11 protein-coding genes are annotated in these 13,084 nt (G+C 59.7%); 6 read left to right on the top strand and 5 right to left on the bottom strand.

The genetic code is table 11. From position 1 onward, the window contains the following. Positions 1-950, bottom strand: a 950-nt coding sequence (locus NW819_RS04305; RefSeq protein WP_414412993.1) for a methyl-accepting chemotaxis protein, incomplete at its 3' end; no start/stop codon positions are given. Between the two features lie 282 nt (positions 951-1,232). After that, on the bottom strand, positions 1,233-2,450 hold the full coding sequence (locus NW819_RS04300) for an HD domain-containing phosphohydrolase (RefSeq protein WP_414412992.1): 1,218 nt from the start codon (positions 2,448-2,450) through the stop codon (positions 1,233-1,235). A 215-nt stretch (positions 2,451-2,665) separates the two neighbouring features. Here NW819_RS04300 and pth point away from each other — a divergent pair, with 215 nt between their 5' ends. Together pth and NW819_RS04290 are read left to right on the top strand one after the other, a co-directional pair. Next, positions 2,666-3,340 (top strand): aminoacyl-tRNA hydrolase, encoded by a 675-nt coding sequence (pth, locus tag NW819_RS04295; RefSeq protein WP_414412991.1) that lies wholly within the window; start codon positions 2,666-2,668, stop codon positions 3,338-3,340. A 307-nt stretch (positions 3,341-3,647) separates the two neighbouring features. Next, positions 3,648-5,117 (top strand): cation:proton antiporter, encoded by a 1,470-nt coding sequence (locus tag NW819_RS04290; RefSeq protein WP_414412994.1) that lies wholly within the window; start codon positions 3,648-3,650, stop codon positions 5,115-5,117. A gap of 1 nt (position 5,118) precedes the next feature. Here the strand turns inward: NW819_RS04290 and NW819_RS04285 are convergent, their stop codons facing one another. Further along, positions 5,119-5,709 (bottom strand): FHA domain-containing protein, encoded by a 591-nt coding sequence (locus NW819_RS04285; RefSeq protein ID WP_414412990.1) that lies wholly within the window; start codon positions 5,707-5,709, stop codon positions 5,119-5,121. Positions 5,710-5,924: 215 nt separating this feature from the next. On the opposite strand from NW819_RS04285, the gene NW819_RS04280 reads away from it, so the two are divergent. The 4 genes from NW819_RS04280 (at position 5,925) to NW819_RS04265 (ending at position 8,283) form a co-directional block, all read left to right on the top strand. Continuing rightward, a complete protein-coding gene (locus NW819_RS04280; RefSeq protein WP_414412989.1) occupies positions 5,925-6,149 on the top strand; it encodes an NAD(P)H dehydrogenase subunit NdhS in 225 nt (74 codons plus the stop codon). A 34-nt stretch (positions 6,150-6,183) separates the two neighbouring features. Next, positions 6,184-6,951 (top strand): low-complexity tail membrane protein, encoded by a 768-nt coding sequence (locus tag NW819_RS04275; protein ID WP_414412988.1) that lies wholly within the window; start codon positions 6,184-6,186, stop codon positions 6,949-6,951. Positions 6,952-7,035: 84 nt separating this feature from the next. Then, entirely contained in the window at positions 7,036-7,830 is a 795-nt protein-coding gene (locus tag NW819_RS04270; protein WP_414390040.1) for a hypothetical protein, read from the top strand. Positions 7,831-8,025: 195 nt separating this feature from the next. After that, positions 8,026-8,283, top strand: coding sequence for a DUF2949 domain-containing protein (locus NW819_RS04265; RefSeq protein WP_414355602.1), 258 nt, complete (start codon positions 8,026-8,028; stop codon positions 8,281-8,283). A gap of 63 nt (positions 8,284-8,346) precedes the next feature. Here NW819_RS04265 and NW819_RS04260 read toward each other — a convergent pair whose 3' ends face one another. Next, entirely contained in the window at positions 8,347-11,556 is a 3,210-nt protein-coding gene (locus NW819_RS04260; protein WP_414412987.1) for an efflux RND transporter permease subunit, read from the bottom strand. A 63-nt stretch (positions 11,557-11,619) separates the two neighbouring features. Further along, entirely contained in the window at positions 11,620-12,918 is a 1,299-nt protein-coding gene (locus tag NW819_RS04255; RefSeq protein WP_011432359.1) for an efflux RND transporter periplasmic adaptor subunit, read from the bottom strand. Positions 12,919-13,084: the final 166 nt, after the last annotated feature.

Below are 13,084 nucleotides of genomic sequence, written 5' to 3'. Positions count from 1 at the left end.
TCAGTGGTTCGCCCGGCCAATTTGCGGATCTCCTGGGCAATGGCTCCAAAGCCACCGGCACCACCGCTGCGGTTGGCCTCTACAGCCGCATTGAAAGAGAGCAGGCGAATGTATCCTGCCACCTCCACGATCAAATCCACGATGGTGTTGATCTCCTTGAGTTCGCGGGATAGCTCCTGGTTGTTGTCGGCAATTTCCTGGAAGAGGGTGCGCACCGCTTCTACCCCAGCAAAGGTGGCGGCAAAGGTGGATTTGCCTCTCTCAGAGAGCACAGAACTGATTTCAATGATGCGGGCGTTGAGGCGAGCCAACTCCTCGGAGCGCTGTTGGGCCCGGCGACGTTCCATGTCTAAGGCCAGGTTTTGGTTGAGGATCTCGGCTTTTTGTCGCTCCAGATCCCGGGCATACTGGAGGCTGCGGTTTTTTTCCTGCTCCAGCTCTGCCAAGATCCTTTTCATCTCTTCCTGCTGCTCCTGTAGCTTGCGCTGGGTGGCCAGATGCACCTGGGCCTGGGCCACCAACAACACCGGCACATCGAGAAGGCGGTAGTCCTGGGATCCCAGTTGAACCACCACGGGGTCATAGATGGTCTCTTCGGGCCGTTGGAAAGCTCGGTCGGCTGCTTGGATGACATCGCAGTCGCCGGGGAGCAAGAGAAAATCCCGGCTATGGAACTCTACCATGGAGCTGATGGGCCGCTTCAAAAACACATCCAGGCCGTAGGGCTTGCTAAGCATCCACTCCAGAATGGCGCGGCGGGTCAACATTCCCCGCACCTGTGACCGCTCGTCCAGCACGATGACTCCTGAAAGGCTGCTGTCATCTTCTAGGCGGCGCACCACGTTCTCACAAGGGGTGGACTCGCTCACCTGAAACTCCACCAAGGCCAAATCGCGCAGCTTGGTGTTGATCGATAGGGTAGGAGTGGGTGGATTTGTCAGGGTAGCCATCACAGGGATCCTCGGCACAGGTTGGGTACAGATGGGTTGGAGACTGATGTGTAGAGGAACACAAAAAGTCGGCTCTAGATCGGCCTTCAATGGGGTAATTTGTGCAGAAAATCGACCACCTTCAGTTTGCCCTGGGATCCCATCTTTTGCCCATAGGATTTTGCAGAATTGTGCGGGAAGGATGGCCTGGGATCCCTTCTTTGCGGTTTGCTGGGACGGATCCCTTTGGAGCTGAATGTTCTGGGTTGGTATCTTGGATCCCTGATTGATCTGGAGCTGGATTTAGCGGGTTTCTTGATAGCGGTGGTAGATTTCCAGAATTTCGCTGCGTCCTCGGTTAAAGGCGGCCACCACTTGCGGGTCGAAATGGCTGCCGCTGTTGTCTTCTACAAACTGAAAGACCTCATTCAAAGCCCAGGCTTCTTTGTAGGGGCGACGGCTGGCCAAGGCGTCGAAGACATCGGCTAAGGCCACAATCCGCCCTTCTAGAGGGATCCCTTCTCCTTTGAGGCCGCGCGGATACCCACTGCCGTCGAACTTCTCGTGGTGGGTCAGAGCGATGATGGCGCTCTTTTTCATCAGCTCGGAGTCGGACTTGCTGAGGATCTCATAACCAATCTCAGGGTGACGGTTCATGATCTGCCGTTCTTCTGGGGTCAGGCGCCCCGGCTTTTGCAAGATGGCATCCGGGATCCCGATTTTGCCCACATCGTGCATGGGACTGGCGTAGAAGATCAGCTCTTGCTCATGGCTGGATAGGCCCAAGTGCTTGGCGATGATGCGAGAGTAGTTGCTCATCCGCTTCAGGTGAAAGGAGGTATCTTGATCCCGGTATTCTGCGGCCACAGACAGACAGAAGATGGTCTCGAAGTGGGCAGATTTGAGCTCTTCCCGCAATTGGACGTTTTGATAGGCAACCGCCGCCTGGGAGGCCAAGGCTTCTGCCACGCTAACTTCCAGCTCAGAAAAAGGTTGGCTCCACTCGGCCACTTGGTCAGGAGCTAGGGGGGTGGGGTGATCCGGCTTTAGGCGGTTCAACAGTTGTAGGGCGCCGAGGATCTTTCCTGAGGGATCCCGCATGGGCACAGTGAGCAAGGAGCGGGTGCGATAGCCGGTTTGCTGATCCACCTGTGGGTTAAAGGCATAGGGCCGGTCGGCGGGCAGGTGGTAGACATCTGGCAGATTCAGGCTCTCCCCGGTGAGCACCACATAGCCCACAATGCTGGAAGGGCTGAGGGGCAGGCGCAGATCCCGCAGCTCCTCATGGCGGTTGACCACGAAAAAGCGCAGTTCCTCCCCCTCTCGGACAAAAAGGCTGGCCCCATCACAGTGGGTCAGTTCTCGGGCTTGAGCAACAATCAACTCCAGCAGCCGCTGCAGATCCGTTTCTGAGGAGAGGGCGATCCCCACTTGAATCAGACGCTGGCTGAGGCGCAGGGCATCCGAGGCATCGAATTCGGTTGTGCTGGGGTGAAGACCGAAGGGGGTGGGCAGGCTCATAGCAGGGTTGGTCAGAAGCGTTCACAATGAGCGTTGACAATAAACAATGGCAGAGTCATGGGCGGCGAGCCATTTGCCCCCAGGGATCCTCACCGCTGTCCCGACTCAGTCCGGCTGGGTATCTGACACCTTCGGGGCGACCAGCAGCCCAAAAACACGCCAACACCACTCAAAGCAGCGATGCCTTACTTTAGCTCGAGGAGGCGAGAAACGTTGTGACCCAGGTCAAGCCCAAGGGAACCGATGAGATTTCCCTGCAGCTCGTTGTGGGCCTGGGCAATCCCGGCCCTCAATACGCCAATACCCGCCACAATTGCGGCTTTATGGTGGTGGATCGGCTGGCGCAGCGCTGGGGGATCCCGTTGGTTTTGGAGAAGCGATTCCAAGGTAGCTACGGAGAAGGGTTTGCCCTGGGAGGAAAGCGACGCTTGCTCAAGCCGGAAACCTACATGAACCGTTCCGGCCAATCGGTGCGGGCGGTGCTGGATTGGTACAAGTTAGATCTCGCCTCTGTGCTGGTGGTGTACGACGATATGGATCTGCCGCTGGGTCGTCTGCGCCTGCGGGGATCCGGTTCTGCCGGTGGGCACAACGGCATGAAGTCCATCATTCAGCACTTGGGGAGCGAAGGGTTTCCGCGGCTGCGTTTGGGGGTGGGCAAACCCAGGGGCAGCCAAGATGTGGTCGGGCATGTGTTGGGGGGATTTGCGCCTGCAGAACAAGAGGTGCTGGAGCGGGTGTTGAATACGGCGGTAGAGGCCGTGGAGTGCTGCTGGCAAGAGGGACTGATGACGGCCATGAACCGGTTTAATCCTCTGGATCTGTCTGGGCCACCGTCCGATTTGGATGGATCCAATCCTGCACCGGGCCAAGGCGAGGCTTCCTCCTGAGGAGCAGCTTGTCCTGGATTGCCGGTTCTGAGGGGTTTTCCAGGAGAGGAAGTGGTAAGGGCTTCGTCCTGCTCATGGGAACGTCTGTGGAGACAATACTCCAGATAAGTATCAATTATCTGGAGTATAAGAGTGCCTACCTGGGCGTTGCCAACAGTTCCCAAGGGAGGTTAGCTTCTGTAACAGTCTTCCAGCAGAAGGGCGAAAGGAATGGGAACGGCAGCGTTCCCAGCAGGGCCGGCCCGAGACAAAAAGCTGTTCATCATTTGAGGGTGAGATCTTGCTGTTGAACAACCTAGATTCAGTGTTGCTTGCTGTTGAAGCCGCTGCCCCCCTTGAACCGGAAGGGGCTGCCAATCTTTTACCCCTGATCTTGGCGGCGGTGCTGATGGCTCTGGTGGTCATCTATCTGGCCAGCCGTATTGCCGGAGAAATCGCCGTTCGCCTCGGCTTTCCGCCGGTGCTGGGAGAATTGCTGGGGGGCGTCGCGGTAGGGGCCTCCGCTCTGGGGTTGCTTGTCTTCCCAGAAGGACAAGTTTCCGGCCAAGAGCTGCACACCTTGGCTCAATCCTCAGCACTGATGCAATTTCTGCAAGCCACTGCCGGACTCGACGAGGGATCCCTGGTGCAGGTGTTTTCCTCCCAAAGCCAGATCATCGACATCCTCTCCGAGATCGGGGTGATCGTCCTTTTGTTTGAAATCGGCCTCGAGTCGGATCTGGCCGAGCTGTTGCGGGTCGGCCCTCAAGCCGCAGCCGTAGCCGTCATCGGGGTCGCTGTGCCTTTCCTGGCCGGAACCCTGGGCTTGCTCTACCTGTTTCATGTGCCCGTTATCCCCGCCATATTTGCCGGCGCTGCCCTCACAGCAACCAGCATCGGCATCACCGCCCGCGTCTTGGCCGAGCTGCAAAAACTCACCTCCCCAGAAGGACAGGTGATCATCGGTGCCGCCGTCTTGGATGACGTGTTGGGCATCATCATCTTGGCCGTGGTGGCGGGCTTGGCCAAAAACGGAGAAGTCAACCTTTCCGATATTGGCATCATCATCCTCAGTGCCATCGTCTTCTTGGTCGGCTCCATTGTTTTGGGGCGCCTTCTCAGCCCCTACTTTGTTGCCCTTCTCAACAGCCTGAAGACCCGAGGTAACCCCCTTCTGCCCGCCCTTGTGCTGGCCTTTCTGCTGGCTTATGTAGGGCAAATCATTCATCTAGAAGCGATTTTGGGCGCCTTTGCCGCTGGCTTAATCTTGGCCGAAACCGAGAAACGGCAAGAGCTGGAAGAACAGATCAAGCCCATTTCCGACCTACTGGTGCCCATCTTCTTCGTCTGCGTTGGGGCCAAAACCAACCTTGCCGTACTCAACCCCACCCTCCCCGTCAACCGAGAGGGGCTGATCATTGCCGTCTTCTTGATCGGAGTTGCCATTGTGGGCAAGCTAGCAGCGGGCTTGGGGGCCTTTGGCAAGCCGGGCATCAACCGCTACGCCATCGGAGTGGGCATGATTCCCCGGGGTGAGGTGGGCCTGGTGTTTGCCGGTGTGGGGGCCGCCAGTGGGGTTCTCTCCGATGCCCTCGATGTCAGCATCATCGTCATGGTGATTGCCACCACCTTTGTCGCTCCCCTCTGGCTGCGGGGAGTATTGATCGAGGAAGCCAACTCCCCCCCCTCCCTCCTGGACTTGCAGGCAGAAGCGTCAGAGCAAGAGCGCAAAGGCGGCGCCGACGAGACCGCGTCATCGCTCCCAGACTCAGAACGGGTGGGCATCCCCGAGGGTTAAGTTATCTCAGCTTCCCCCTCAAACGCCCCCAGAGCGTCTGCAACAGCAGCCGCAGCGGATGGCGACGTCGGGGCCTCACGCCTTCAATCTTCTCCGTCGTCTCCTCTTGGGGCAAAATTGCCTGCATCGAGGGCGGATCAAACCGCTGCATGGTTGTGGAGCGCCGATCCACCACCTCCGCCTTCACGCTGCGAAAGCTTACAGACTGGAGATACCGCTGAAAATCTTCGTCTGACAACTGGCGAATGCAGTACTGCATCCGCACCTGATTCCCCAACAGGATCTGATCCCCATCCTTGAGATCCCAGCTCAAACATCTCTGCCCATTCACCGAGACGCCGTTGGTGCTGCGCTTGCCCTCGATATTGCCGTCCAGCAGCCGGTAGGTATACTGGCCATCTTTTTGGGGTAGCCGCAGCAGCAGCGCGTGTTGCCGGGAAACCGCCGCCGAATCGATGACAATCGCATTGCTGGGATCCCTGCCGATGGAATAGGTGGCAGCGCTGAGGGCCACAGCCCGCCGTCCCTGCTCATCATCGATCACCAACACATGCCAGATTTGGGAGGGGGAAGACTGTGCGCCGGTAGCCATGGTCTGGGGCCTTGAGGGGGAGCTGGGTTGACCGTCGAAGTCGCAGTGCAGGCCCCTTTCGTGTTAGCGGGCTGGAAGCCACACCTCAGCCCATTGCCCAACCCTCGGTGAACCGCTGTGGGGAGAAGGTCAACGAGGGGGAGACTCGGCAAGAGAGGGGCTTTCCCCCATAATAGTAAGGCAGAGCTTCTGCAAAAAAAGAGGATAGCTGAAACGTGAACACGACTCCAACCCCAACCCTCCTCGAAGCCCTTCCCCCGATCCACCCCGGCGTTGCCGTCCGGGTCATCAACCCCAACGACACCTACTACTGCTTCGAGGGACAGGTACAGCGGGTTACCGACAACCATGCCGCTGTCCTCTTTGAAGGCGGCAACTGGGACAAATTAGTCACCTTCCGCCTCACAGAATTGGAAGTGGTGGACAAATCCCGCCCCTAGCCCTGCTCTCCCCTGTCCCTTTTGGCATCTCCCCATGCGCAGCCATTGGCAGGAACCTTTCCTCTGGATCCATGCCGCCGGCATCCTCCTCTTCCCCTTGTGGGTGGGGCTGACCCTGATCGGGCTGGCCACAGGGGATCCCCTCCTGCCGGTGGGGGCGGAGCAGGCTTGGGTGGCCGTGGTGGGCATTGGGCCGGTCTTTGCTATGCAGTGGCGCAAACCGTTTGACATCTTTAGCGTGTGGGTGGCCTCTGTCCCCCCAGAAGAACTCACCCTCGAGCAGCGCCGCATCTTGGCCGCCTTCCTCAGCCCCGAACACAAGATCTTGACGCTGTTGGCGGCAATCCTGATGCTGGAAGTCGGTGAGCGCCTCTACGACTTTGCCCCCCTCTTTGCCCCGCTCACCCCTGGCAACGGCACCCGTCTGGCAGGCCTAGCCATAGCTGCCTTTGGATTTTGGGGATCCAACCTATTCTTGCAGATCCCCATTGCAACGATACGGGTACTCCTCCTCAGCGAGCCGGAGCTGGCCCAAATGGATCCCGTCCCCGTCGAGGAGATCGAAAGCCGCTTCTCCGTCCTCGGCAATCGCCGCAGCCCACTCCTGCAACGGCTGCTGCACCGCATCTCCGGCCAGGATTCAGAAGGCACCTCGAAAGACCAAAAAGACAAGGTTAAAAACAGAGCGACAGAAAACCCCCAGCCGGAATCCGAGAAGCGGGATCCCTCTGGGGAAGTTGCCATGCCGGCCCCTGAAACTCCCCCCGATCCCACCCAAGGCAAGCTTCCGCAAAAGCTGTAGCACAATGTTAGATTGGAAGCAATCCAAGCCCTGTGAAATCCAACCATCGGCATTCCCCTGATCTTCGAGGCTACCGCACCGGCAATGGCGAGCAACTTTTCTTTCCGCTTCAAGCAATTTACCCAACGCCTCAGAGAAACCACCCAACTTCCCCAGTTTTTCACCGATCAAGCCACCAGTGAAACCCAAAACCTCGCTCGGGAGTTGGCTTTGGTTGGGGAATACGCCACTCAGCTTAGCCAAGTGGTGATGGAGGTGGACTTTCTCAACCAGCTCTACACCCGTCTTTTGAACGAGCGGGAAGTGTTGCAGCAGGAAAAAGATCACTTGGAAGCGCGGGTCTTTGAGTTGCAACAGGAACGCAACGAGACGGAGCCCCAGGTGATGTATTTGCGAGAGCAGCTCAGCCAGGCCAGCTTTCAACTGGAACAAACTCAAAACCGGGAACGCAGCCTTAGCGAGCGAGAACGACAGTTGTCGGAAATTGTAGCCCAACTGGAGCGACGGCGGGCTGTACTCAACCAAGCCATCGAAAACCTCACCAATCAAGAGGCCGATTACACCGTTCGCACCAAAGAACTGGAGGCGGTCGTCCGGGAAAACGAAAAGAAAGCCAAGCAGTACCTGGAAGCTGCCAACCACTACCGCGCCTACCTGGAAGAGCTCAATGCGCAAGTGCAAGAAACGCAAGCCAAGCTGAGAAGCCTTGGTGTCGAGCCCAAGCCCGCCGACCTGCCTCGACTTGAGGATCTGGAAAAACCCACCCCCATCCCAACACCGCCTCCTGCTTACACGCCGCCCCTTCCCCAACAGCCCCCTCCACCCCAGCAGAGTGGCTATTGGTCAGATAGTCCTTTCGACGACGACCCCTGGGGATAGACTATCCTGCCAGGATCTATAAGCCAGCTTTGCGACAAAGCTCAGTGCTCTCTGCCCGAACTGGCCTTGGGGATGCCTGGGCGCTCACGTACCCTGGAAGAAACCTGTTGCAAGGGATCCGCAGGATCTCCACTGGGGATCCCGAGCCTCGAGATTCAATATTCAATTCGATGGGTTTCCTGCCCGGCCAAACCTATGGAACCGACCCTGCCGGATTTACAAGCCCTTAGCCAATGGGATCGACAGTTCTGCCAGTTTGCTGAGCAGCAACAGCTCCTCAAGCCCAAACAACTGGCTCTGGCCCTGAAGATCCAACGGCAGCAGCACGGCCCTCTAGCCTTGATCCTCTGGCAGTTGGGCTTTGTGGGCCTGCAACACCTGGCTCAGTTCTGGGAAAAAATGCCCGGCGGAGCCGAGCTCGAACTGCTCGAAGACAGGGCCCTCGGTGGATGAAAGGTGCCCCCTTCCCCCACTCGCTTTTCCGCCAGAAGAGAAGAAGCAAGCAGATCCCTCTTGCTACCCAACGCTGTCGCCACCAGGCAGCAGATCCTTGGGATCCTCCGGTGGGGGCAGATGCGCCAGATCCACAGGCGAAGGGGATCCCCCCAAAATTCGCACCTGGATCCCCTTGATCACGACATAGAGCACCGGCACCACCAGCAAACTGAGCATTGTCGAGACGAACATGCCGCCGATCACCGCCGTGCCCAGAGACTGACGGCTGGCGGCCCCGGCCCCGCTGGCCACTGCCAGCGGGAAAATGCCCAGGATAGTGCTCAGGGCGGTCATCAGAATGGCGCGGAAGCGCGTCTCGGCTGCTTGGGTGGCAGCTTTGAGCAGTGGGATCCCTTGGGCAACCAACTGGTTGGCAAACTCCACAATCAAGATGGAGTTTTTGCTGGCCAGCCCGATCAACATCACCAACCCGACTTGGCAGAAGACGTCGTTGGTCAAGCCCCGCAGCAGTTGCGCCAAAAGAGCCCCAAGAACCGCCAGCGGCACCGCCAACAAAATGATCAAGGGATCCACATAGCTCTCAAATTGCGCCGCCAGCACCAGGAAGACGAACACCGAGCCCAAAGCAAAGATCAGCGGCGCCTGTCCTCCCGAATCGATTTCTTCCAGCGACAGGCCCGACCACTCGAAGCCAAACCCCTGCGGCAACAACTGGGCGGCTAGAGTTTCCATAGCCCGAATCGCTTGCCCTGAGCTAAAGCCCGGCAGGGCGCTGCCCTGAATTTCCACCGAGCGGAAGAGGTTGAAGTGGTTGATGATGGCCGGGCTGGTGGTCTCCTCCACCTGAACCAGGGTGCTCAACGGCAAGAGCTGCCCCTGCCCACCCCGCACGTAGAACTGGCCGATGCTTTCCGGGTTACCTCGGAATGCTTGATCCGCCTGCACATAGACCCGGTAGTTGCGGTTGAACAGGTCGAAATCATTGACGTAGGTGCCCCCCAGCAGCGTCTGCAGCGTGCCGAAGACATCCAACAGAGGGATCCCCAACAACTGGGCCATCTCCCGATCCACCTGTACTTCTAGCTGCGGCGAATTGGCGTTGAAGGTGGGCGGGTTAATCCGCAAGCCCAAGGGGGGTTGGCCCGGCGGGGGCGGCGAGTTGCCCACAAAAAACAGGGTGTTGGCCGTCTGCTCCAAGAGGTTGAAATCGTTCACCCCCCGATCCTGAAGCTGGAAAGTAAACCCGCCCGCAACCCCCAAATTGGGAATGGCCGGCGGCAGGATCGGGATCACCAATGCGCGGCTGATCCCGCCCAAAAAAGGCCCAAATAGCCGGTTGACAATCGCTTGCGCCGATTGCTCCGGTTGCCGCCGCTCTTCCCAGGGCTTGAGGGTGGCAAAGATCAGCCCATTCCCCGGCGAGGGCCCGGTAAAGCTGAACCCCCCCACGATCACCCGATTTTCGATCTCAGGGATCCCCTCCAAAATAGCGGCGGCCTGCCGGATCACCCTGTCGGTATAGTTGAGGGAAACCCCCGGCGGCCCCTGGACAATGGTGATGAAAAAGCCCTGATCCTCATCCGGCACAAACCCCGTCGGCACAATTTGGAACAGCCAGTAGGTGAGGCCCAAACAGGCAATAAACCCCGTCACCACCAACAGCCGCAGCTTCACCACCAGCTCCAGCAGGCGGCAGTAGGCCGCTCGGATCCCTTCCACGGCGCGGTCAAACCAGCGCAGCAGCCAAAACATCTGCTCTGAGCGGGGGCGAATTAGCAGCGCCGACAAAGCCGGAGCCAAGGTAATGGCATTAAACGTGGACAGCGAAACCGACACGGCAATGGTGACGGCAAACTGCTGGTAGATGCGACCGCTGGTGCCAGGAAAGAAAGCAACAGGCACAAATAGCCCCAGCAGCACCAGCGTCGTGGCGATCACCGCCCCCAACACCTCGTTCATCCCCGCCGAGGCCCCCTGCAGAGGCCGCATGCCGCGGTCTCGGATGTAGCGGGAGATATTCTCCACCACCACAATGGTGTCGTCCACCACCAGACCGGTGGCCAGGGTGAGGCCGAACAGAGTCAAAGTGTTGATGGAAAAGCCAAACAGGCGCACAAAGGCGAAGGTCCCCAGCAGCGCCACCGGAATTGTAACGGTGGGAATGAGGGTGACGCGCCAATCTTGCAAAAAGATGAACAGTACCAGCACCACCAGGGCAATAGCCTGCAGCAGGGTAAAAATCACCTCCTGCACCGACTCGGTAATGAACAGGGTGGCGTCGAAAGGGATCTCGTAGATCAAGCCGGGCGGAAAACTCTCCGCCAGCTGCGCCAACGTCTGCCGCACCTGCCGCGACACCTCTAGGGCGTTGGCATCCGGTTGTTGGGTGATGGCGATCCCCACCGCCTCCTGCCCCCCGATGCGGAAGAACGTATCGTAGCTTTGGGCCCCCAGCTCTACCCGGCCCACATCGGCAATGCGCACCAAGCTGCCATCGGCGTTGGCCTTGAGAACGATCTGGGCGAACTCCTCCGGCTGCGACAGCCGCCCCGTGGCCTGGACGCTGATCTGAAACTCCTGATCCGGGGGGCTGGGCTGGCCGCCAATTTGGCCGGCGGGCACCTGGATATTCTGCTGGCGCACTGCGTTTACCACATCCAGAGCTGTCAGACCATAGCTGGCCAGCCGCGTCGGATCCAGCCAGATGCGCATGGCATAGGTGCGCTCCCCGAAAATGATGACATCGCTGACGCCGCGGATGCGCCGCAAAGCATCCCGCACAAACAGCTCCGCGTAGTTGCTCAAAAACAGCTCGTCGTATTCCCCCGCCTCTGAGCGCAGCGCCAACACCAGCACAAAGGCGCTGTCGCCGGCCTTTTCCACGCTGATGCCGTTTTGGATCACCTCCGCCGGCAGCCGGCCCTGGGCCCGCGCCACCCGGTTCTGCACATCCACAGCCGCCGTGTCCAGATCCCGATCCGGGCTGAAGGTAACGGTGATCTGGCTGGTGCCGTTGCTGCTGCTCACCGAGGCGATAGACCGTATACCCTCGACGCCGTTGATCTCCTGCTCCAGCACATTGGTTACCGCCGTCTCCACCGTCTCGGCGTCGGCCCCAGGATAAACAGCAGTCACCCTCACCGCTGGCGGCGCCACCTGTGGGTAGTAGTCCACCGGCAGTAGGGGAATGCTCACCGCCCCCACCAGCACGATCAGGATGGAGCAGACGCTGGCAAAAACAGGGCGGCGAATGAAAAAGTCAACAAACATAGTCCAGCGCAGTGAGGAGTGAAAGGGGATAGCTGAGTTGGGAAACCGCCGGAGAGAGAGGACCTAGGGCGGGGATCCAGGAGGTCTCCCTCCCCCTTGTGGCTGCATCCTCTGCTGAAAAAGCACCTCATCGACAATCGGGGCGCCATCGCGGATTTTCTGCAGGCCGCTCAGCACAATTGGCTCATTGGCCTCCAAACCCTCCAGCACCTCATAGCTGTTTCCGTAGATGGATCCCAGCTGCACCGGCCTTTGCACCGCCACCGCCCCCGGGGGCATGCCCTCTGCTGGCGGCTCCGTTGTCTGCACCGTGTAGACAAAGGTTTGCGCCCCCAAGCGGGCCACCGCCGTCACCGGCACCAGCAAGGCCGGCCGCTCCTCCCAGATGACCCGAGTCCGCACAAACTGGGCCGAGCGCAACTGGCCGGCAGGGTTCTCCAGAAGAGCCTTGGCCAGCACCGATTGCGTGGCGGCGTTGGCTTCGGGAGCAATGAAAGAGATTTGGCTGCTGCCGATCACCTCGCCGCGGCTATCCAGGATCTGCACCGGCGTGCCAATGCGCAGCTGGGGGGCCCGCTGCAACGGGATGTTGAGGTTGAGCTCCAGCGCCTGGGTTTGGGTCAAGGTGGTCAAAACCGTCTGAGGCGTCACGTAGTCCCCTTGCCGCACCAAAACATCCCCCACAATGCCGGCAAAGGGAGCTGTAACCTGGAAAAACTGCAGTTGCACCTGTTGCCGCTCCGCCTCGGCCTGGGCTCGCTGCACCTCCCGCTCTGCCCGCAAGATCGCGGCCTCCTGAGCGCGGATCTGCTCCTGTTGCGCCGCCAAAGCCGCCTCCGCCTGGCGCAGGTCGCGGCTGGATTGATCCGCTTGCGCCTGGCTGATGGCCCCCTCGGCCAAGAGGCGCAGGTTGCGCTCGTGCTGCTCCCGGGCAAACTCCGCCGCTGCCTCAAGCCGCAGCCGATCCGCCCGCAACTGGCTGAGCACGGCCCGGCCGCTCTCCAGGTTGGCTTGGGCTGCGGCAATCCCCGCCGTTTGGCCGGCCACCGCCGCCTGTTGCTGCCGGCTGTCGATCTCAAAGAGAGGGGCTCCGGCAGCCACCTGGGATCCCAGCTGCACGAACACCTGGGTCACCTGTCCACTGACCTGAGGGCGGATACTGGCCACCTGCTGGGATCCGAGGCTGGCCATGAACTCTGAGGTCTCTTCGATTTGCTGTTCCTCTACCCTGCCGACGGCCACTGGTGTGGGTTGGCCTTCTCCGCCCCCTTCACCCCCCATGCTGCGAGGTGGCCCGCCGGGCCGGCAAGCAGCTACCAAGAGAGAAAGGCACAACAGCGGCAGAGCTGTTCGCAGTTGCATCGTGAACCTGCCTCCCTAACGGCTATCCCAACAGAGGGATCCCACCTCTGCATTGACTCAATCAACCAGGGTACTGAGACTGTGCCCTGCTGCGCCTGTGCAAAAGCGCTGGCCATCCTTCCCAATCCAGAGCTAGGGTGGATGCGTGACATCCTCCCGGCGCTCG

This window comes from Synechococcus sp. R8-2, assembly GCF_047461715.1.
Lineage (GTDB): Bacteria > Cyanobacteriota > Cyanobacteriia > Thermostichales > Thermostichaceae > Thermostichus.
The sequence above is the reverse complement of the archived record's forward strand: the minus strand, read 5'-3'. Positions and strand labels throughout refer to the sequence as shown.